Origin of the sequence: Mycobacterium sp. SMC-13 (assembly GCF_045311035.1) — a bacterium.
Taxonomy (GTDB): Bacteria; Actinomycetota; Actinomycetes; order Mycobacteriales; family Mycobacteriaceae; genus Mycobacterium.
In genome coordinates this window covers 1-21,516 of the sequence record NZ_JBJIAI010000007.1, presented here as the reverse complement: position 1 = coordinate 21,516, position 21,516 = coordinate 1, and the positions used below count along the sequence as shown (strand labels likewise).

19 protein-coding genes are annotated in these 21,516 nt (G+C 68.1%); 8 read left to right on the top strand and 11 right to left on the bottom strand.

Translation table 11 applies throughout. The annotated features are described in order from the left end of the window. The 4 genes from ACJH6I_RS12095 to hemW all read right to left on the bottom strand — a co-directional run bounded on the left by ACJH6I_RS12095 (nucleotide 1) and on the right by hemW (nucleotide 6,195). Nucleotides 1-1,344 (bottom strand): salicylate synthase, encoded by a 1,344-nt coding sequence (locus tag ACJH6I_RS12095; RefSeq protein WP_406784122.1) that lies wholly within the window; start codon nucleotides 1,342-1,344, stop codon nucleotides 1-3. Nucleotides 1,345-1,396: 52 nt separating this feature from the next. Next, nucleotides 1,397-3,151: an ABC transporter ATP-binding protein gene (locus ACJH6I_RS12090; protein WP_406784187.1), complete on the bottom strand. Its 1,755-nt coding sequence runs from the start codon at nucleotides 3,149-3,151 to the stop codon at nucleotides 1,397-1,399. Between the two features lie 2 nt (nucleotides 3,152-3,153). Continuing rightward, the gene (locus tag ACJH6I_RS12085; protein WP_318985324.1) at nucleotides 3,154-4,956 is read right to left on the bottom strand and encodes an ABC transporter ATP-binding protein; all 1,803 of its coding nucleotides are present in this window, start codon (nucleotides 4,954-4,956) and stop codon (nucleotides 3,154-3,156) included. Between the two features lie 96 nt (nucleotides 4,957-5,052). Beyond that, a complete protein-coding gene (hemW, locus tag ACJH6I_RS12080) occupies nucleotides 5,053-6,195 on the bottom strand; it encodes a radical SAM family heme chaperone HemW (protein WP_406784121.1) in 1,143 nt (380 codons plus the stop codon). 43 nt (nucleotides 6,196-6,238) lie between these two features. On the opposite strand from hemW, the gene ACJH6I_RS12075 reads away from it, so the two are divergent. From ACJH6I_RS12075 to epsC, 7 genes are all read left to right on the top strand, one after another. Then, nucleotides 6,239-6,391: an Ms4527A family Cys-rich leader peptide gene (locus ACJH6I_RS12075; protein WP_406784120.1), complete on the top strand. Its 153-nt coding sequence runs from the start codon at nucleotides 6,239-6,241 to the stop codon at nucleotides 6,389-6,391. A 124-nt stretch (nucleotides 6,392-6,515) separates the two neighbouring features. After that, nucleotides 6,516-8,180 (top strand): nitrite/sulfite reductase, encoded by a 1,665-nt coding sequence (locus tag ACJH6I_RS12070; protein ID WP_406784119.1) that lies wholly within the window; start codon nucleotides 6,516-6,518, stop codon nucleotides 8,178-8,180. An 8-nt stretch (nucleotides 8,181-8,188) separates the two neighbouring features. Next, nucleotides 8,189-8,890 carry a phosphoadenylyl-sulfate reductase gene (locus tag ACJH6I_RS12065; protein WP_406784118.1) on the top strand — a complete coding sequence of 234 codons (702 nt, stop codon included), beginning with the start codon at nucleotides 8,189-8,191 and terminating at the stop codon, nucleotides 8,888-8,890. A 37-nt stretch (nucleotides 8,891-8,927) separates the two neighbouring features. After that, nucleotides 8,928-9,629, top strand: coding sequence for a sirohydrochlorin chelatase (locus tag ACJH6I_RS12060; RefSeq protein WP_406784117.1), 702 nt, complete (start codon nucleotides 8,928-8,930; stop codon nucleotides 9,627-9,629). Nucleotides 9,630-9,925: 296 nt separating this feature from the next. Then, nucleotides 9,926-11,842 carry a potassium transporter Kup gene (locus tag ACJH6I_RS12055; RefSeq protein ID WP_406784116.1) on the top strand — a complete coding sequence of 639 codons (1,917 nt, stop codon included), beginning with the start codon at nucleotides 9,926-9,928 and terminating at the stop codon, nucleotides 11,840-11,842. Nucleotides 11,843-11,992: 150 nt separating this feature from the next. Further along, a complete protein-coding gene (gene cysK / locus ACJH6I_RS12050) occupies nucleotides 11,993-12,928 on the top strand; it encodes a cysteine synthase A (RefSeq protein WP_406784115.1) in 936 nt (311 codons plus the stop codon). Between the two features lie 35 nt (nucleotides 12,929-12,963). Beyond that, nucleotides 12,964-13,560, top strand: a complete 597-nt coding sequence (epsC, locus tag ACJH6I_RS12045; protein WP_318985329.1) for a serine O-acetyltransferase EpsC — start codon at nucleotides 12,964-12,966, stop codon at nucleotides 13,558-13,560. Between the two features lie 86 nt (nucleotides 13,561-13,646). Here the strand turns inward: epsC and ACJH6I_RS12040 are convergent, their stop codons facing one another. From ACJH6I_RS12040 to ACJH6I_RS12015, 6 genes are all read right to left on the bottom strand, one after another. Next, entirely contained in the window at nucleotides 13,647-14,708 is a 1,062-nt protein-coding gene (locus ACJH6I_RS12040) for a sulfate ABC transporter ATP-binding protein (protein ID WP_318985330.1), read from the bottom strand. Between the two features lie 23 nt (nucleotides 14,709-14,731). Next, nucleotides 14,732-15,544 carry a sulfate ABC transporter permease subunit CysW gene (cysW, locus tag ACJH6I_RS12035; protein WP_406784114.1) on the bottom strand — a complete coding sequence of 271 codons (813 nt, stop codon included), beginning with the start codon at nucleotides 15,542-15,544 and terminating at the stop codon, nucleotides 14,732-14,734. Continuing rightward, nucleotides 15,541-16,419, bottom strand: a complete 879-nt coding sequence (cysT, locus tag ACJH6I_RS12030) for a sulfate ABC transporter permease subunit CysT (protein WP_406784113.1) — start codon at nucleotides 16,417-16,419, stop codon at nucleotides 15,541-15,543. Before cysT ends, cysW begins: the two co-directional genes overlap by 4 nt. Beyond that, nucleotides 16,416-17,456 (bottom strand): sulfate ABC transporter substrate-binding protein, encoded by a 1,041-nt coding sequence (locus ACJH6I_RS12025; protein ID WP_061006468.1) that lies wholly within the window; start codon nucleotides 17,454-17,456, stop codon nucleotides 16,416-16,418. The genes cysT and ACJH6I_RS12025 overlap by 4 nt, the downstream gene beginning before the upstream one ends. Nucleotides 17,457-17,575: 119 nt before the next feature. Next, nucleotides 17,576-17,668: an Ms4533A family Cys-rich leader peptide gene (locus ACJH6I_RS12020; RefSeq protein ID WP_350224460.1), complete on the bottom strand. Its 93-nt coding sequence runs from the start codon at nucleotides 17,666-17,668 to the stop codon at nucleotides 17,576-17,578. 121 nt (nucleotides 17,669-17,789) lie between these two features. Beyond that, entirely contained in the window at nucleotides 17,790-17,984 is a 195-nt protein-coding gene (locus tag ACJH6I_RS12015; protein ID WP_212812270.1) for a hypothetical protein, read from the bottom strand. Between the two features lie 111 nt (nucleotides 17,985-18,095). Between ACJH6I_RS12015 and ACJH6I_RS12010 the strand changes: the two genes are divergently transcribed. Next, complete coding sequence (locus ACJH6I_RS12010) at nucleotides 18,096-20,132, top strand: glycoside hydrolase family 15 protein (RefSeq protein ID WP_110767782.1); 2,037 nt, start codon at nucleotides 18,096-18,098, stop codon at nucleotides 20,130-20,132. A gap of 60 nt (nucleotides 20,133-20,192) precedes the next feature. On the opposite strand, the gene ACJH6I_RS12005 is transcribed toward ACJH6I_RS12010, so the two are convergent. Further along, complete coding sequence (locus tag ACJH6I_RS12005) at nucleotides 20,193-21,434, bottom strand: thioester domain-containing protein (RefSeq protein WP_318985333.1); 1,242 nt, start codon at nucleotides 21,432-21,434, stop codon at nucleotides 20,193-20,195. Nucleotides 21,435-21,516 lie beyond the last annotated feature (82 nt).

Genomic DNA, 21,516 nt, shown 5'->3' with positions numbered 1-21,516 from the left:
TCAGGCGCGGGGCACCAGATACGGGGCCAGCGTCGTCAGCTTCTCGCAGGTCTCCTCGAACTCGCGTTCCGGCGTCGACTCGGCGATGATCCCGGCGCCGGCGCGCAGCCAGGTCCGGCCGTCGGCCTCGTAGGCCGAGCGCAGCGTCAACGCGGCGTCCATACCGCCGTCGGCGCTGAACATCACGACCGCGCCGGAGTACAGACCACGCGGCGACTCGTCGAGCCGCATGATGGCGTCGACGCTCTCGGCCTTGGGAATGCCCGAGGCCGTCACCGCCGGGAACAGCGCCTCCAGCGCATGCATCCGGTTCATCTGTTCCGACAGCTCGCCGGACACCGTCGAGCCCAGGTGCTGCACGCTGCCGCGCTCCCGCACCGTCATGAAGTCGCTGACGACCGTGGTGCCGGGCTTGGCCACCTCGGCGATCTCCTCCTGCGAGCTGCGGACCGAAATCGCATGTTCGACAATCTCTTTCGAGTTCGATTCCAGGTCGGCGCGGGCAGCGCGGTCGTGATCCACGCCGCGGCCGAAGGCCCGGGTGCCGGCCAGCGGCTCGGTGACCACGGTGCCGTCGGCCCGCACCGCGGCGACGAGCTCCGGACTGAAGCCCAGCGCACGAATTCCGCCCAGCCGCAACAGGAATGACCGCACCGGGGTGTTGTTCGCCCGGCCCACCCGGTACGTCGCCGGGAAGTCGACCGCGAACGGCACCTCGAACCGGCGCGACAGGATCACCTTCTGGTAGTCGCCCGCCACAATCTCGGCGACGGCGGCGGCAACCCGCGACGGGTAGTCACTGCCGTCGACGCTCACGTCGACGGCGCGGGTGGCCCCGGCCGGCGGAATACCGGACTGCAGCAGCCGATTCAGCGTCTCGACCACCATGTCCCCGTCGCCCGACACGCACACCTCGCCGTCGGCGACGACCACCTGCGTCTGCGCGCCGAAGACCCGCGCCAGCGGGGTCCCCGCCGGCAGTCGCTGTGCCAGCCCGAAGCGGTAGGTGCCGAATTCGAAAGCGACCCAACCGAAAAGCCGGTCCGTCTCCAAGAGCAGCCGGTCGACGGCGTCGCCCAGCACCTCGCCGGGCCGGCCGCTCCACGCCTGGCGGGCGACTGCGCCACCGGCGTCGACGATCCGCAATTCGTCGCTGTCGAATTCGATGGCGGTGCGCACTCCGATGGCCAGCACCCACTCGCCCGAGTGCTCATAGCCGACATAGTCGGCGCCGGAGCGCTCGGGAAGTTCGGCTGCCAGTTGCGCGATCAGATCGGCCGGGACGACGTCGGCGGGCAAAGCAATGCGCGTCACCGACGCCGCGTCTATAGCTTCAGCAGTCACGAAAGTTAATTTAGCCTAACCTCACCCAAAAAACACTGCCCGCCCCTGTGATTCAGGACCCAGCGCCGGCTTTCGCCTCCCGCGTCGCGACGGTCCACCCACTGGCCGACGTCCGCTGCGCCCAGAAGTCGGCGTAGCGGCCCCCGCGCGCCATCAGCTGGTCATGCGTGCCACTGTCGTCCACCGTGCCGCGATCGGACAGCACGACGATCTTGTCGGCGGCCGTGACCGTCGACAGCTTGTGCGCGATCACGATGACGGTGCTGCGGTCCGCCAGTTCGCGGATGGACGCCGCGACGTGGCGTTCGTTCTCGGGGTCCAGCGCGCTGGTGGCCTCGTCGAACAGCACCACCGGAGCATTTTTCAGCAATGCCCGCGCGATCGAGACGCGCTGGCGTTCACCGCCCGACAGTGCCGAACCGCCCTCACCGACCCGCGTCTGCCAACCCGCCGGCAGCCGGTCCACGACGGACTGCAGACCGGCGGTGCGGGCCGCTTCCCGGATGTCGTCGTCGGACGCGGCCGGGGCCCCGATCCGCACGTTCTCCCACAGGGTGTCGTCGAACAGGTACACATCCTGGAACACCAGGGACAGCTGAGCCATCAGCTCCGCCGTGCTCTGGTCCCGGACGTCGACGCCACCGACACGGACCACGCCGGCGTCGACGTCGTAGAAGCGCGCCAACAGCCGCGTGATGGTGGTCTTGCCCGAGCCCGACGGGCCGACCAGCGCCGTCATGGTGCCCGGCGTCGCGACGAAGCTGACGTCCTCCAGCACGCGGCGCCCCGGATAACTGAAGGCGACGCCGTCCAGTTCGACCTGCCCGGGCGTCGTAACCGATTGCGGTGCAGCCGGTTCCGGGAGCGCCGCCGTGTCGAGCACCGACGTGATCCGATCCAGCTCCGCACCGGCCATCCGCATCGCGGAGCCGTATTCGGCCAGTTCCGACAGCGGCGACGTGAAGCGCGCCGCCAGCCCGAGGATGGCCACCAGCGTCACCGGGTTGATCGCACCGCCGACGGCCAGCCAGACGCCCACTGTGATGAGTCCGCCCAGCACCGCCTGCACGCCGACGCCGCTCAGCATCATGCCGGCCACCGAGGCCCACAGCGCCCGCTTGCCGACCCGCTCCTGCTCGGCCAGCGCCCCGGTCAGCGGATCGAATTCGGCCCCGGTCCGGCCGAACGCGCGCAGCACCGGCTGGCAGCGCGCGAATTCGATGACACGGGAGTTCACCTCGATCTCGGCGGCATGGGTGCGCGCCTCGGCCGACGCGATCAACGCGGCGGACGCCCGGGTGGCCAGGATCAGGACCACCCCACCCGCCAGGGCCGCGACGCCGATGCGCCAGTCGAAGACGAACAGCCCGACCACGACGGTCAGTGCACTGGTGGTGTTGACCACCAGCGGCGTCACCAGGTGCGCGCTGCTCGTGCCGACGAAAGTCGTGCCCTTGACCGCGATCTGGGACACCTGGCCGACCCGCTCGCGGGTGAACCAGCCCAGCGGCAGGGTCACCATGTGGTCGCCGAGCCGGTGGTGCAGCAGCCGCATCGTGGTCAGGGCCATCCGCATCGACTGCGCGGCCTGCACATAGTGCGCGACGGCGCTGAGCAGCACCACCACCGCCAGGACGACGAGCCAGCGGCCCGCCGCACCGAAGTCACCGTCGAACAGCGCCAGCGAGATCGGCACCAGCAGCGTCATCGAAAGACCGTGCAGCAGGCCGTAACCGACGGCCCAGGCCAGGAAGCTGTACATGCGGCCACGCTCGGGGCCGAGAATCCGCAGGAACCCGTTGATCATCGTCATCGCACCGCCTCCAACTCACCGGTGGCCGTGTACGTCTGCCACATGCGCGCGAAAACACCTTCCCGGGAGAGCAATTCGTCGTGGCGCCCCTGTTCGATGATGCGCCCGTCCCGCAGGACGACGATGTTGTCGGCGCCGACGATCGACCCCAACCGGTGGGCGATCACCAGCACTGTGCGGCCCTCGATCAGGGTCGACAGCGCGGCCTGAATCTGCGCCTCGGAGTCGGGGTCGGCGAATGCCGTGGCCTCGTCGAGCACGAGGATCGGGGTGTCGGCGAGCAGCGCGCGGGCGATGCTGATGCGCTGCGCCTCGCCGCCGGAGAAGTGCGCGTCCTCGCCGACCACCGAGTCATACCCTTTGGCCAGGGCCAGGATCCGGTCGTGGATGTGTGCGGCGCGCGCGGCGGCGTGCACCGCATCGTCGTCGGCATCGGCACGGCCCAGGCGGATGTTGTCGGCCACACTCATGCCCAGCAGCTGCACGTCCTGCAGGACGAAACCAACGTGCCGGTACAGCACCGCGGGGTCGATCTGACGGACGTCCACGCCGCCGATGCGCACCTCGCCACCGGTGACGTCGTGAAAGCGCGGGACGAGCGTCGCAAGCGTCGACTTGCCGCTGCCCGACGGGCCGACCAGCGCGGTGATGCTGCCGGCGGGCAGATCGAGCGAGATGTCGTGCAGCACCGTGTTGGTGCCGTCGTACGAGAATTCGACGCCCGAGAAGCTGACCGAATTATCCTGCGGCACTTGCGGGTTCTGGGCGATCGGCAACTCGGGGGCGGTCAGCAACGCCGTCAGCCGGCCGGCTGCGGCGACGGCCTGGCGGCTCGCGGCGGCGGAGTACCCGACGGCCAGCACGGCGGTGGGGATGGTGACGGCGACGAGCGTCGACCCCAGGACCTCGATCGGCGTCACCCAGCCGTTGCGGATGAACCACAGACCGCCGGCGAGGTTCACCAGCAGCACCACCGGCGCCTCGACGAATACCGACGACACCGCGCGCAGCCGAACCATGGGCCCGACGAATCCGGCGAAACCGTCGTTGAACTCGTCGGCAGCGTCGGCAAATCGCTTGTGCGCCTTGCCGGTTTCCCCGAACGTCTTGACCACCGAGACCCCGGCGATGAACTCGACGATGGTCGCGCTGATCTGCGCGATGCCCTCGTTCATCTGCGCCATGCGGGCCATCGCGCCGCGCATCAGCACGCCGTAGACCACGAGGTAGATCGGAATGGTGCCGATGGCCAGCAGCCCCAGCCGCCAGTCGAGGTACCAGCAGTACGCCAGGCCGAACGCCGGTGTGGCGAGCGCTCCCGTCTTCTCGACCGCGGCGTGCGCCACCAGGTGGTGCAGTTCGCCGACGTCGTGCTGGACGGCCTTGCGCACTTCACCGGAGGACGTCGCGCCGAACCAGCCCAGCGGCAGTCGCCCGAGCGTGGCGACCAACCGGCGACGGAGCTCGCCCTGCAACTGCACGTCGGCGTGGTGGGTGAGCGTCAGCGCCAGCCCGCCGGCCAGCGTGCGTACCGCCAGGCCGCCGCCGACGAAGACCGCGACGATGGTCCACACCCGCACCGCGTCGATCGGACCACCACCCAGCAGGTACCGGCCCAGCTCGACGATGCCGATGAACGGCACCACCGTGGCCGCCGCGGCGATCAGCTGCAACAGCTGCGCCAGCGCGGTGCGGCCGCGCACCGGGGCCAGCAGTTCCTTGAGCGCGACGCGGTCCTGCGCTGCCGCGAGCTTGGCCTGTTTGAGCTGCTCACGGGGCGACGGTTCTGCGTTGGTCATACGATTACCCACTCCACCCGAAGACTAAGGTTTGCCTAACCATAGCGACAGGCCGCGGGGTACGAGCACCCGCCCGCTTCGGTTCGGCCGAAGCGTTCAGTCCAGGACGGTGCGCACCACGGCGTCGGCCAACAGCCGGCCGGACTCGGTCAGCACCAGACGGTCGTCGGCGACCGCCACGAGGCCGTCGGCCACGGCCCCCTGCGCGCGGTCGCGCTCGGCCGCGGTGAGCACCGCGACCGGCAAACCACTGCGCAGCCGCAACCGCAGCATGACGTCCTCGACGTGACGGGTGGCGTCGTCGAGCTCCTCGAAGTCCGCGACCGGCAGCCTGCCCTCGGCCAGCGCCTCGGCATAAGCGTTGGGGTGCTTGACATTCCACCACCGCCGGGCCCCGACGAAACCGTGCGCGCCCGGCCCGGCGCCCCACCACTGACCACCGTCCCAGTAGCCCAGGTTGTGCCGACATTCGCCGCCGGGACAGCTCCAGTTCGACACCTCGTACCAGTCCAGGCCGGCCCGGCTCAGGTGCGTGTCCAGCAGCTCGTAGCGGGCCGCGAGCACGTCGTCGTCGGGCGCCGCGATCTCGCCGCGCCGGACCTTACGGGCCAGTGCGGTGCCGTCCTCGACGATCAGCGCGTACGCCGAGACGTGGTCGACACCGGCTTCGATCGCCGCGTCCGCGGAACGGCGCAGATCGTCGTCGGACTCCCCTGGCGTCCCGTAGATGAGGTCGAGGTTGACGTGCGCGAAACCGGCCGCCAGCGCCTCGCGCGCCGCCGCCGGGGCGCGGCCTGCCGAGTGGGTGCGGTCGAGCGCCGCCAGCACGTGCGGCGCCGTCGACTGCATGCCCAGCGAAATCCGCGTGTAGCCGGCATCGAGAAGTTCGGCGAAGAACTCGGGCGAGGTCGACTCCGGATTCGACTCGGTGGTGACCTCGGCGCCGGGATCGAGGCGGAAATTGTCCCGCACCGCGTCGAGCACCGACCGCAGCCCGGCGCCGCCGAGCAGGGACGGGGTACCGCCGCCGACGAACACCGTGTCGACCGGCAGGTCGACCTGCGCGCCGGCCATCGCCAGCTCGGTGCGCAGGGCGTTCAGCCAGCCCTCCGGGCTGGCTCCGCCCAGCTCACTGGCGGTATAGGTGTTGAAGTCGCAGTATCCGCAGCGGGTGGCGCAGAACGGCACATGGATATAGATGCCGAACGGCCCGAGACGGCTGGCGTCGGCGTCACTCATGTGAATCAGTGTCCCATCACCGCTGGCGAACTTTTTGCTCGCGATGATTCCGAACCTGGCCCGGTTAGGCCGAATGTCCTGTTCGTGGCAGAATGGCCGGGTGTCCGCCAGCCTCAACCGCGCCCTCGGTTCCGCATTGGTAATGCGGCGGCATGTCGACTTCAAGCGCGTATGCAGCTGTTGCTGTCTGCCTTGATGCTGCCTTGATGCCCTAGTTCTGACCACCAGAATCTTTCAGCCGGCACAGGATCGGCAGTGCCGGACAGCCCCCCGGTGTACGCGTGATCCAACGCCAGCTCTTGCGCGAAGGAAACCACCCAGTGACAACAGCAAAACCCGCCAAGACCCGCGACGAAGGCCAGTGGGCGCTGGGCAACCGTGAACCGCTGAACCCCAACGAGGTGTTCAAGCAGGAGGACGACGCCCTCAACGTGCGGCAGCGCATCATCGACGTCCACTCCAAGCAGGGCTTCGAGTCGATCAGCAAGGACGATCTGCGCGGACGCTACCGCTGGATGGGTCTGTACACGCAGCGCGAGCAGGGCTACGACGGCACCTACACCGGCGACGACAACGCCGACCTTCTCGAGGCGCCCTACTTCATGATGCGGGTGCGCTGCGACGGCGGCGCCCTGACCAGCGCCGCGCTGCGGACCATCGGCGAAATCTCGGTCGAGTTCGCCCGCGACAGCGCCGACATCACCGACCGCGAGAACATCCAGTACCACTGGATCCGCGTCGAGGACGTGCCGGAGATCTGGCGTCGCCTCGAATCGGTCGGTCTGCAGACGACCGAGGCGTGCGGCGACTGCCCGCGCGTCGTGCTCGGTGGCCCACTGTCCGGTGAGTCCCTCACCGAGGTGCTCGACCCGAGCTGGGCCGTCGACGAGATCGTGCGCCGCTACGTCGGCAACCCGGAGTTCTCGAACCTGCCGCGCAAGTACAAGACCGCCATCTCGGGTCTGCAGGACGTCGCGCACGAGATCAACGACATCGCCTTCATCGGCGTCAACCACCCCGAGCACGGCCCCGGCCTGGACGTCTGGGTCGGCGGCGGCCTGTCCACCAACCCGATGCTGGCCCAGCGCCTCGGCGCGTGGGTGCCGCTGGCGGAGGTGCCCGAAGTCTGGGAGGGCATCACCAAGGTCTTCCGCGACTACGGCTACCGCCGTCTGCGCTCCAAGGCCCGCCTTAAGTTCCTGATCAAGGACTGGGGCGTGGAGAAGTTCCGCGAAGTTCTCGAGACCGAATACCTCGGCCGCAAGCTCATCGACGGCCCGGCGCCCGAGCAGGTGCCGCACACCATCGACCACGTCGGCGTGCAGAAGCTGAAGAACGGCCTGAACGCCGTCGGTGTCGCGGCCATCGCCGGCCGCTCGTCGGGCACCATCCTGACCAAGGTCGCCGACCTGGCCGAGGCCGCCGGCTCCGACCGGATCCGCCTCACCCCGTACCAGAAGCTGATCATCCTCGACGTGCCCGACGACAAGGTCGAGGAACTGATCGCCGGCCTGGACGCGCTTGGCCTGCAGACCCGGCCGTCGCACTGGCGCAAGAACCTGATGGCCTGCACCGGTATCGAGTACTGCAAGCTGTCGTTCGCCGAGACCCGGGTCCGGGCGCAGACGCTGGTCCCGGAGCTGGAGCAGCGCCTTGCCGACCTGAACGCCGAACTGGACGTGCCGGTCACCATCAACCTCAACGGCTGCCCCAACTCGTGCGCCCGCATCCAGATCGCCGACATCGGTTTCAAGGGCCAGATGATCGACGACGGCAACGGCCCCGAGGAGGGCTTCCAGGTGCACCTGGGCGGCAGCCTGGGCCTGGACAGCGGTTTTGGGCGCAAGCTGCGTCAGCACAAGGTGCTGGCCACCGAGCTAGGTGACTACATCGACCGTGTCGTGCGCAACTTCGTGAAACAACGCGAGGCCGGCGAGCGTTTCGCCCAGTGGGCCATTCGGGCCGACGAAGCTGACTTGAGGTGACCGCTGATATGACGGACGTTTCAGAAACTGACCTACGGGAACTGGCGGCGCGCGGCGCTGCCGAACTGGCCGACGCCACTGCTGAGGAACTGCTGCGCTGGGTCGAGGAGAATTTCTCCGGCCAGTACGTCGTGGCCTCCAACATGCAGGACGCGGTTCTCGTCGAGATGGCGGCCAAGGTCCATCCCGGCGTCGATGTCCTGTTCCTGGACACCGGCTACCACTTCGCCGAGACCATCGGCACCCGGGACGCCGTCGAGGCCGTCTACGGCGTGCACGTAGTGAACGTGACGCCCGAGCACACCGTCGCCGAGCAGGATCAGCTCCTCGGCAAGGACTTGTTCGCACGTGATGCGGCGCAGTGCTGCAACCTGCGCAAGGTGCAGCCGCTGTCCAAGGCGCTCAAGGGCTACTCGGCGTGGGTGACGGGCATCCGCCGTGTCGAGGCGCCGACGCGCGCCAACGCGCCGCTGATCAGTTTCGACGAGGCGTTCGGTCTGGTGAAGATCAACCCGATCGCCGCGTGGAGCGATGACGACATGCAGGCGTACATCGAAGCCAACGGCATTCTGGTGAATCCGCTTGTGGACGAGGGCTATCCGTCCATCGGCTGCGCACCGTGCACCCAGAAGCCGGCCGAGGGCGCCGATCCCCGCAGTGGTCGCTGGGCCGGCCTGGCCAAGACCGAGTGCGGTCTGCACGCGTCCTGAGTTCGCCCTGGGCGAGCGCAGCGACGGGAAGGAACTAGTGCAACTGATCCTCACCGCGCACGGCAGTGCCGATCCGCGGTCTGCGGCGAACGCCCGTGAGGTGGCCCGCACCGTGGCCGCCCTACGGCGCGACGTCGACGTCAAAGTGGCGTTCTGCGAGCAGAATTCGCCGAATCTGCGGGACGTGCTGGCCGAGTCTCCCGCCGACGGCGTCGTGGTGCCGCTGCTGCTGGTCGACGCCTACCACGCGCGCGTCGACATCCCCGCGATGATCGCCGACGCCGGTCCGGCGGTCCGGCAAGCGCCAGTGCTCGGCGAGGACGATCGGCTGATCCACGTGCTGAGCCAGCGGCTGACGCACTGCGGGGTGTCCCGGCTGGACGCGAGCGTCGGCGTCCTGGTGACGGCCGTCGGCTCGTCGTCGGCCGCCGCCAACGCACGCACCGCCACCGTGGCCCCCGGGCTCGCCGCGGGCACCCACTGGCACGCCACGACGGCGTTCGCCACCGGCCCGCACGCCAACCTGGCCCGAGCCGCCGAGCTGTTGCGGGATCAGGGTGCGACGCGTCTGGTCATCGCGCCCTGGTTCCTGGCGCACGGCACGATCACCGACCGCGTCGCCGAATTCGCTGCGGCACAACACATCGCCATGGCCCAGCCGCTGGGCGCGCACCGGCTCGTCGCCGAGACCGTACTGGACCGCTTCGACGAGGTCGCCGCGATTCCGCGCGCCGCGTAACTCGTCTGAATCCCGGCAAGACCGCGGCCGGCGCCGTATGGATTGCGTATAGATCGTGGCACCGCGCCCACGGCGCCGGTTGACTCGGCCCCATGCGAGTTTTCGGGACCACCGATGTCTGAGCTGCTGCAACTGCTGTCGATGATGGCGCTGCCGGCGACGGTGCTGTTGGTGTGCCGGCGCGTCAACCGCCGCAACCCGCCGTCGGGCGCAGTCCGAACCTGACAACACTGCACGGCTACGTCGCCTACGATCCGGACGGTTGGTCAACGATCCGGACGAAGGAGACGCCGCGCGTGGGCACACACCCCGACACCGGTCGGAAGGGGCTGGGAGCGGGCCTGTCCATCAGTGCACTGGGCGTCGTGTTCGGCGACATCGGCACCAGCCCGATCTACACGATGCAGACGCTGTTCAATCCCGATGACCCGCATCCGGTGCCGATCAGCCACGACAACATCTATGGCGTCGTCTCCCTGGTGTTCTGGTCGGTGATGCTGATCGTCACCATCACCTACGTCAGCTTGGTGATGCGCGCCGACAACGACGGCGAGGGTGGCGTCATGGCGCTGATCACCCTGGTGAAACAGTCGTCGAACAAACTCGGCAGGCGCACCGCGGCCTTCCTCGCCGCGCTCGGAATCCTCGGTGCCGCACTGTTTTTCGGGGACTCGATGATCACCCCGGCCATCTCGGTGCTGTCGGCCGTCGAAGGCTCGAAAACCATCGACCCGGGCCTTGCGGACTGGGTGGTGCCCATCACCGCGGTGATCATCATCGCGTTGTTCAGCGTGCAGCACCGGGGCACCGCGGTCGTCGGCAAGTTCTTCGGTCCGGTGATGATCGTGTGGTTCACGGTGATCGGTGCCTGCGGGGTCGGCGGCATCATCAGGGAGCCCGACATCCTGCGCGCGCTGAATCCCCTGTACGCGCTGGGCTTCATGGCCGGACATTTCCACATCGCGTTCTTCGCCTTGGCGGCCGTGGTCCTATCCGTGACCGGCGCCGAGGCCCTCTACGCCGACATGGGGCATTTCGGCCGCAAACCGATCACCGTCGCCTGGCTGCTGCTGGTGTTCCCGGCCTGCATGTTGAGCTACTTCGGGCAAGGCGCGCTGCTGCTGCAGAACCCGAACGTCCACGATGCCCCGTTCTTCCTGCTGACGCCCGAATGGGGCCGGCTGCCGATGGTCCTGCTCGCCACCGCGGCAACGGTGATCGCGTCGCAGGCCGTCATCACCGGGGCGTTCTCCGTCGCCGCCCAGGCCGCGCACCTCGGCTACCTGCCGCGGCTGCGAATCCTGCACACGTCGGCATCCACGATGGGCCAGATCTACGTGCCGTGGATCAACAGCATGCTGCTGATCGCCGTGCTGACCCTGGTCTTCGCCTTCCGCAGCTCCGCCGCGCTGGGCTACGCGTACGGCATGGCGGTCACCGGGACCATGACCATCACCACGCTGCTGTTCCTCAACATCGCGCGCGCCAGGTGGAACTGGCCCCTGTGGTCCGTCATCGCGATCGGGGTCCCGCTGCTCACGGTGGACCTGTTGTTCCTCGCCGCCAACCTCACCAAGCTGGTCCACGGCGCCTGGCTGCCGTTGCTGATCGGCTTGATCGCGTTCACGGTGATGACGACGTGGCAGGACGGCCGCGCGGTGGTGACCCGGGCCCGTGACGCCGTCGAAGGCCCACTGCGGCAGTTCGTGGAATCGATCGTCACCAGCGATCCCCCGTTGACCCGGGTGCCGGGCACCGCGGTGTTCCTCAACCGCGGCATCGAGACCGCACCGCTGGCCATGCGCGCCAACGTGAAGTACAACCGCATGCTGCACGAGCACGTCGTGGTGCTGTCGCTCGAGACGGCGACGGTGCCGAGGGTCGCCGACGGCGCCCGGTTGGCGGTCGACGATCTGGGCTACCGCGACGACGGCATCATCCACGTCACCGCCACCTACGGATACATGGACCGGCCCGACGTGCCGGCCGCGCTGGCGTTGCTCGACTCGGCCCGCACCGAAGGTCCACTGGATCTGGCCGGCGCGACCTACTTCCTGTCCAAAGTCGATCTGGTGATGGGCAAGGAGCCATCGATGGCGCCATGGCGGACAAGGCTTTTCATCGGCACGTCCTACATCACGTCAGATGCCGCAGCCTACTTCCGGCTGCCCCTCGACCGCACGGTGATCCTGGGCTCCCGTATCGAGGTGTGAAATACCCACCCCGGGCTCGCGCGTTGTCGCAAACAGATAGATTTTGTGATGAATGAAACCCTTGACGGGACACCTGCCATTCAGCAGATTCGGCAGGTGCCTGCGCGGGCACCACAATTTCACCAAGCTAGCGCCGACGAGAGGTCACCGATGGGCAAGATCTACGCCAATGTCACCGAATTGGTCGGGCGCACGCCGCTGGTCCGGCTCAACCGGTTGACCGAAGGCGCCGGCGCGCAGGTCGTCGCGAAGCTGGAGTTCTACAACCCGGCGAACAGCGTCAAGGACCGCATTGGTGTGGCGATCGTCGACGCCGCGGAGCAGTCCGGTGAACTCAAGCCCGGTGGCACCATCGTGGAGGCCACGAGCGGCAACACGGGCATCGCGCTGGCATTGGTGGGTGCGGCCCGTGGCTACAAGGTCATCCTGACCATGCCGGAGACCATGTCCCTCGAACGACGCGTGATGCTGCGCGCCTATGGCGCCGAGATCGTGCTGACGCCGGGCTCAGAAGGCATGGCCGGCGCCGTCGCCAAGGCAAAGCAGATTCTCGCCGAGACCCCGAACTCCGTCGCCGCCGATCAGTTCGCCAACCCCGCCAACCCGGCGATCCACGAGAAGACCACGGCCGAGGAGGTCTGGGCCGACACCGACGGCGCGGTCGACATCTTCGTCGCCGGCATCGGTACCGGCGGCACCCTCACGGGCGTCGGGCACGTCCTCAAGTCCCGTAAGCCCGACGTGAAGATCGTCGGCGTCGAGCCGGTGGACTCCCCCATCCTCACCGGTGGCCAGGCCGGGCCGCACAAGATTCAGGGCATCGGCGCGAACTTCATCCCCGAGGTGCTGGACCGCGCCGTGTACGACGAGATCATCGACGTCTCCTTCCCGGACGCCATCGAGGTGGCGCGGCAGCTGGGCACCCAGGAGGGCATCCTCGGCGGCATCTCGGCGGGTGCCAACGTCTGGGCGGCCCTGCAGCTCGCCAAGCGCCCCGAGAACGACGGCAAGCTCATCGTGGTGGTCATCCCCGACTTCGGCGAGCGGTACGTCTCCACGGCGCTGTACGAGCACATCCGGGACTGACCGGGGCGAGCGAAGCGACGGGAAAAGAAACAAAAATGACGCTGTTCGCCGGGGCTCTTTCGACCCTCCGCGAGGACCTGGACAACGCGCGCAGCCACGACCCGGCGGGACGCGGGGACTTCGAGAACGCCCTGGTGTACTCCGGCCTGCACGCCATCTGGTCGCACCGCCTGGCCCACCGGCTGTGGGCCCGGCCGGCCGGGCGCGGGCCGGCCCGCGTGCTGGCTCAGGTGACGCGGTTCCTCACCGGCATCGAGATTCATCCGGGCGCGACCATCGGGCGGCGGTTCTTCATCGACCACGGCATGGGCGTGGTGATCGGCGAGACCACCGAGATCGGCGACGACGTCATGGTCTACCACGGCGTGACCCTCGGCGGCCGCAGCCTCAACAAGGGCAAGCGCCACCCGACCATCGGCAACCGCGTCACCGTCGGCGCCGGCGCCAAGGTTCTCGGCCCCATCCTCGTCGGCGACGATTCGGCGATCGGCGCGAATGCCGTTGTGACACATGATGTTCCGGCGGACTCCATCGCCACCGGCATTCCGGCGATCGTGCGCCCGCGCACCGAGAAACAGCGCGAACCCGCGGTCGACCCGACGACCTACATCGACCCCGCGATGTACATCTGACGCACCCGGCCACCGGGTCAACACGAAAACACTGCGGCCGCGCAACCAGTCTGGTTGCGCGGCCGCGGTGCGTGATCCCTCGTGGCTCAGGCCCCGGCGAGGACCGCCTCGACTTCTTGCGTCTGCCCCGCGATCGGCGGGATGCGGGTGGCCCGGACGTACACGGTGTCGCCCTCGATGAGCTGCAACGCCTCGGCGTCACCGCGCGTGATCTGGGCCGTGAACGGCGTGTGGTCGGCCGCGGTCGTCAGCTCGACGCGAACCTCGAAGCCGAGGACGACGACGCGGTCGACCTTGGCCCGGAGTACGCCGGTGGCCGCGACGTCGTCGTCGGCCTGCGAGATCGCCATGTCGGGGTTGCGGCCCACGCGGATGTCGTGCGGGCGCACCAGCGTGCCGTTGATGGTCGACACGGCGCCGAGGAACGACATCACGAACGGGTTGGCTGGGCTGTCGTAGACCTCGGTCGGCGACCCGACCTGCTCGATGCGCCCCTTGTTCAGCACCGCGATCCGGTCGGCGACGTCGAGCGCCTCGGCCTGGTCGTGCGTGACGAGCACGGTGGTCACGTGCACCTCGTCGTGCAGACGGCGCAGCCAGCTGCGCAGGTCGTCACGCACCTTGGCGTCGAGGGCGCCGAACGGCTCGTCGAGCAGCAGCACCTGGGGATCGACCGCGAGGGCCCGGGCCAGCGCCATGCGCTGACGCTGGCCGCCCGACAACTGGCTGGGGTAGCGCGTCTGGAAGCCGCTGAGGCCCACGACCTCGAGCAGGCTGTCGACCTTCTCCTGGATCTCGGCCTTCGGCTTCTTCCGGATCTTCAGGCCGAACGCGACGTTCTCGCGCACGGTGAGGTGCTTGAACGCCGCGTAGTGCTGGAAGACGAACCCGATGCCGCGGCGCTGCGGCGGCACCCCGGTGACGTCGTTGCCCTTGATGGTGATGGTGCCGGTGTCCGGGGTGTCGAGGCCGGCGATGGCCCGCAACAGCGTCGACTTGCCCGACCCACTGGGGCCCAGCAGCGCGGTCAGCGAGCCCTCGGGCACGTCGAAGTCGACGTTGTCGAGGGCCGCGAAGTCGCCGTACCGCTTGTTGGCACCGCGCACCGTGATGGCGGGAGTGCTGCCCTGCTTCTGCTCGTCACTCATGATCGGTTCTTCCTATCGAAAAGCTATTGTGCCGCCCGGACACGCCGGGCGTCGAGGATTACCTGCACGATCAGCACGATCACCGCGACCGCCATCAACAGAGTCGACACGGCATAGGCGCCGTATTCGGCGCCGCGGCTGTACCGGTCCGAGACCAGCAGGGTGAGGGTCTGGGACTGGCCGGGCAGATTGGAGGACACCATGATGACGGCGCCGTACTCCCCCAGCGTTCGGGCGACGGTCAGCACGATGCCGTAGGTCAGGCCCCAGCGGATGGACGGCAGCGTGATCCGCCAGAACGTCTGCCACCACTGCGCGCCGAGGGTGGAGGCCGCCTCTTCCTGGTCGGTGCCCAGTTCGTGCAGCACCGGTTCGACCTCGCGGATCACGAACGGAACGGTGACGAAGATGCTGGCGAGCACGATGCCGGGGAAGCCGAAGATGATCTTGAGGCCCCAGCTGTTCTCCACGAAGCCGAGCAGGCCGGCCGAGCCCCACAGCAGGATCAGGGCCACACCGACGACGACGGGCGACACCGCGAACGGCAGGTCGATCACCGCTTGCAGCACGCTCTTGCCGCGGAACCGGTTGCGGGCCAACACGAGCGCGGTCGGCACGCCGAACAGCACGTTGAGCGGCACCACGATGGCGACGACGAGCAGCGACAGCTGCAGCGCGGAAATGGCTGCCGGCGTGGTGATCTGGGCGAAGAACTCCCCCAGGCCGGGCTGGAACGTGCGCCACAGGATCAGGCCGACGGGCACGATGACGAGCACGGTGATGTAGGCCAGCGCCACGTACCGGGCCAGGTAGCGAATCAGCGGCGAGAGGGTCATGGCGCCAGCTCCTCACGCTTGGCCGCCCGCGATCCGATGACCCGCAACACGAACAGCACCAGGAACGAAATCACCAGCAGCACAATCGAGATCGCGGCCGCGCCGGTACGGTCGTCGTTCTCGATCAGGGTGCGGATCCACTGCGACGACACCTCGGTCTCGCCGGGTACCGCGCCGCCGATCAGCACCACCGAACCGAATTCGCCGATGGCGCGGGAGAAGGCCAGGCCGGCTCCCGACAGCAGTGACGGCAGCAGTGCCGGCAGCACGACCCTGGTGAAGATGACGAAGTTGTTGGCGCCCAACGACGCGGCAGCCTCTTCGGTCTCCTGGTCGAGTTCGAGCAGCACCGGCTGCACCGACCGCACCACGAACGGCAAGGTGACGAACAGCAGCGCGACGCCGATGCCCCACTTGGTGTGCTGCAGATGCAGATTCACCGGGCTGGCCGGACCGTAGAGCGCGAGCATCACGAGGCTGGCCACGATCGTGGGCAGCGCGAACGGCAGGTCGATGACGGCGTCCACAAGCCGCTTGCCGACGAAGTCGTCCCGGGTCAGCACCCACGCCACCAACAGCCCGAAGACGAGGTTGATGAGCGCGACGGCCGCGGAGACCTCCAGCGTCACCCGGAAGGACGCGATGGCCGAGTTGGACGTCACCGCCGACCAGAAGTATCCCCAGCCGCCGCGAGCGGATTGGACCAGGATCGCGGCCAGCGGCAGCAGCACGATGACGGACAGCCAGATGCTCGCCGCTCCCACGCGCAACGACGTCGTGCCCAATGCGTTCCTCACGCCAGGGCCCGGCCCGGCCGAGTCACCATTGGACTCGGGCCGGGCCGGGACGCCGTCGAACTGAACAGTGCTCGTCATCCAGTGGCCTGCTTGTAGATCTTGGTGATGCTGCCATTTTCCTTGTCGAACAACGCCGGATCGACGGTCTTCCATCCACCCAGGTCAGCGATGGTCCACAGCTTCTCCGGCGTCGGGAAGTCCTTGGCGAACTCAGCGGTCACGGCCGGATCGACCGGACGGAACCCGGCCTGCGCCCACAGCTTCTGGCCGTCCGCGGTGTAGAGGAAGTTCTTCAGCGCGTTGGCCTTGTCCTGGTGCGGGCCCGAGGTCACGACCGCCACCGGGTTCTCGATCTTGAAGGTCTGCGGCGGGTTGATGTGCTCGACGTCCTTGCCCTGACGCTCGACGTTGATGGCTTCGTTCTCGTAGCTGATCAGCACGTCACCGGTGCCGTGCAGGAACAGATCGGTGGCCTCGCGGCCCGAACCCGGACGGGTCTTGATGTGCTCGACGACCAGCTGCCGCACGAAGTCGATACCCGCCTGGGCGTCCTTGCCGCCGTTGCTCTTCACGGCGTACGGCGCCAGCAGGTTCCACTTGGCCGAACCCGAGCTCAGCGGGCTGGGCGTGACGACCTCGACGCCCGGCTTGAGCAGGTCGTCCCAGTCCTTGATGCCCTTGGGGTTGCCCTTGCGCACGACCAGCGACACCACCGAACCGAATGGGATGCCCTTCGTGGCGTCGGCGTTCCAGTCCTTGCTGACCTTGCCGGCCTTAACCAGGCGGGTGACGTCGGGCTCCACCGAGAAGTTGACGATGTCGGCGGGAGCACCGGACTCGACCTTGCGCGACTGGTCGCCCGATGCGCCGTACGACGTGGTCACGGCGACGCCCTTGCCCTCAGGGGTGGCAGCGAACGCCGGGATGATCTTGCTCCAACCGGGCTCCGGCACGGCGTAGGCCACCAGGGTCAGGGTGGTGTTGGCGCCCGACTGTGCACCGCCACCGCCGGCGACGTCACTCGCTCCGCCACCGCATGCGGCGAGCACTGTCGTGCTGGCCACGACGGCAGCGACCGCGGTGGCGGGCCGCCAGTTCTTGATGATCTTGTGCATTGATGGGCCTTCCTTGCTGGTTTACGGATGGACTACCCGTCACACGGCAAGGTGATCGATCAGCACGTGGGCATAGCAGAAGCCGACGCCGATCCCGGAAACCGCGGACGGAAACGGGGTCAGCGACAACAGGCGACGTCAGCAACAGCGCGGGTACCCACGGCAATGAGGGCCAGGATGTGGCCCTCGGTTGTGCCGGACGCTGCGTGCATGGCCGGAAGAATATCAGAGGCCGGCTCGTAGCCACTGCTCAGCGAGTCAGCAGCCACGTGACGATGACGAGCACCACCAGCAGCACCAGGATCAGCGTCACTCGTGACTGCGGCAGTCCGTTCACAGCGCGTCCTCCTCGACGTGGCGGGCCCGGTGCAGCAGCGTGATGGAGTAGCCCAGCGCCACGTCGAGCACCACTGCCAGGCCGTATGCGAGCGCCAGCACCACGGGCATCACGATGATCGTCTGCACCACGAACGACAGGCCGGACAGCCACAGCTCGACGCCGTCCCACCAATTCAGAATGCCGTTCATCGATTCTCAGCCTACGGTGTGTGCCCTTTCGAATCGCGCTGGGTCGAATCCGGCAGGCCCCGTCGGGGCTTTCGGTGGACGGCAACCGCAGATGCAGTCGATGATGTGCGAATGGTGCTGCCACAAACGGACAAGTCGGGCCAATCCAGCGACCCAGGCCACATCCTGGCGAACGGCCACGGGATTCCTCACCTCGCCGCAGCGGGCGACGATTCACTGACTGGCGGTGCGATCTCGACGGCGGTCCGCACGCCGTTTCCACCCATCGCGGATTACGCCTTCCTCTCCGACTGCGAGAACACCTGCCTGATCTCGTCCGCGGGCTCCGTGGAGTGGATGTGCGTGCCGCGGCCGGACTCCCCCAGCGTCTTCGGCTCGATCCTGGACCGCGGTGCCGGCCACTTCCGCCTGGCGCCCTACGGGGTGACGGTGCCGTCGGCGCGGCGGTACCTGCCGGGCTCGCTCATCCTGGAGACCACCTGGCAGACGCACACCGGCTGGGCCATCGTGCGCGACGCCCTCGTGATGGGGCCGTGGCACGACATCGAGACCCGGTCCCGCACACACCGTCGCACCCCGATGGACTGGGACGCCGAGCACATCCTGCTGCGCACCGTCCGCTGCGTCAGCGGCACCGTCGAGTTCGTCATGAGCTGTGAGCCGTCGTTCGACTACCACCGCGAGAGCGCGACGTGGGAGTACTCGGCCGCGGCCTACGGCGAGGCGATCGCGCGGGCCGGCAAGAACCCGGAGGCGCACCCGACCCTGCGGCTGACCACAAACCTGCGGATCGGCCTGGAGGGCCACGAAGCGCGGGCCCGGACGCGGCTGACCGAGGGTGACAAGGTTTTCGTCGCGCTGTCGTGGTCCAAGCACCCGTCGCCGCAGACCTTCGACGAGGCCTCCGACAAGATGTGGAAGACCAGCGAGGCGTGGCGGCAGTGGATCAACGTCGGCGACTTCCCGGACCATCCGTGGCGGTCGTACCTGCAGCGCAGTGCGCTGACACTGAAGGGCCTGACGTACTCCCCGACCGGCGCGCTGCTGGCCGCGAGCACCACGTCGCTGCCGGAAACCCCTCACGGCGAACGGAATTGGGATTATCGGTACTCGTGGATCCGGGACTCCACGTTCGCGCTGTGGGGTCTGTACACCCTGGGACTGGACCGCGAGGCCGACGACTTCTTCTCGTTCATCGCCGACGTGTCCGGCGCCAACAACGGTGAGCGACATCCCCTTCAGGTGATGTACGGCGTCGGCGGCGAACGCAGCCTCGTCGAGGAAGAACTGCACCACCTGTCCGGCTACGACTATTCGCGGCCGGTTCGGATCGGCAACGGCGCCTACAACCAGATGCAGCACGACATCTGGGGCACCATGCTCGATTCGGTGTACCTGCACGCCAAATCCCGTGAGCAGATTCCCGAGATGCTGTGGCCGGTGCTGAAAAACCAAGTGGAAGAAGCGATCAAGCACTGGAAGGAACCCGACCGCGGCATCTGGGAGGTGCGCGGCGAGCCGCAGCACTTCACCTCCAGCAAGATCATGTGCTGGGTGGCATTGGATCGCGGCTCGAAACTCGCTGAGCTGCAAGGGGAAAAGTCGTACGCGCAGCAGTGGCGTGCCATCGCCGACGAGATCAAGGCCGACGTCCTGGCCCACGGTGTCGACAAGCGCGGTGTGCTGACCCAGCGGTACGGCGACGACGCGCTCGATGCCTCACTGCTGCTGGCGATCCTCACCCGGTTCCTGCCGGCCGACGACCCTCGGGTGCGCGCGACGGTGATGGCCATCGCCGAAGAGCTCACCGAGGAAGGCCTGGTGCTGCGCTACCGCACCGAGGAGACCGACGACGGATTGTCCGGCGAGGAAGGCACTTTCACCATTTGCTCGTTCTGGCTGGTGTCGGCACTGGTCGAGATCGGCGAGGTGAGCCGGGCCCGGCACCTGTGCGAGAAACTCCTGTCGTTCGCCAGCCCGCTGCATCTGTACGCCGAGGAGATCGAGCCGCGCACGGGCCGGCACCTGGGCAACTTCCCGCAGGCGTTCACGCACCTGGCGTTGATCAACGCCGTCGTGCACGTCATCCGCGCCGAAGAGGAAGCCGACAGCAGCGGGGTGTTCCAGCCCGCGAACGCGCCGATGTAGTGAGCGATTTGTGCACGTTTTTCCGCGGTGGCCGCGGAAAAACGTGCACAAATCCCGCGGCTAGAAGGTGAGTTCGAAGTCGATGACGGTCGGGGTCGGCACCGCGAGTGCGACGGGCGTCAGGCTGCTGTCGTGCGCCACCCCGGTGATGACGCGGCCGCCGAAACCGTTCTGTGCCGCAGGCACACTCGCGGTGATGGTCACCCGCCGAACCTGTGGTGCTGGCCGCAGGTAGACGTCGCTGCCGGGGGCGACCGGGGCGGAGATCGACTCCCCGGCCGCGTCGACGAGGGTGCCGCCGGCGGCGGCGAGCGTCGCGGCGTCGGTGGCCTCGAACCGGAAGGGTCCCACCACATCGGCGACCACTGCGCGGTCGGCGGTGAGCCGCGGCACCACCGTCAGGCTCCGTGCCGCCTCGGCACCGGCCACGAGGTAGTTGTACAGCGCGACAACGCGTTCGGCGTTGCGGTAGTGGCCGGACCCATGGAGCGTGAAGCGCACGTCTTCGATGTCGACGAACGCCCCGTTGTCGGCGAGAATCTGCAGACGGTAGAAGCGGTACCCGCGGTGTTGACGGCCCGGGCGGCTGTCCGACGCGGTGGCACCGACCCCGATGCCCCGGCGGTGACGCCCGTAGCCCGCCCCGACGTTGAGTCCCGATGCGGCCACTTCGCGCCATGACGTCCCGTCGACCGATTTCTGCAGCACCAGCGAGACGGCGGCGTCGCTCGTCAATTCGACTGTGTAGCTGCCCAATTGGGGTTCGCCGTCGAATTCGAAGGTGATGGCACCTGGTTCCGTGGTGATCGCGACCGGCACGTTGAGGGGACGGTTGTCCAGGCGCAGGCCGTTGGTGAAATGCCAGATCGCGGCCTGCGTCGCGGCGATGGCCTCGTGCTCGGCCAGGTGGGCGTCACCGCTCAGGTGGCCCGCCCCGCGTACCCGGCGGCTCAGCTCGACCGTACCCAGGGTGGGGTACGAGTTGCGGATGATCCAGTCGACCTCGGCCTCGAAGGCACGCGCTGCCACGTTGGGGACCGCCGACCAGTTCGCCGGCCGGTACTGGGACGGCCGGGTGGGGGCCACGCCGAGGAAGTCCAGCGAGTACGCGTCGATGTTCGGGTTCAGCCGGATCAGGTCGGTGCGCGCCGTCGTTCCGTCGGTGAACACCACGGTATCGACGGTCGGCGAATAGGTGCCGCCGCGGTAGCGGGTCATCCGGGTGATCTCGGCGTCCCGGCGCACGGTCCGGCGGACCGTGACGGCAGTGCGGGTGGGGGCGAGCAGAGAGGAGGAGGGCATTGCGGTGTTGGGCTTGACCCCTGATGGTGGACACCTAACTGGTGGGACTGCTGGTCCTGCGGGAAGGATGTCCGTATGGCGG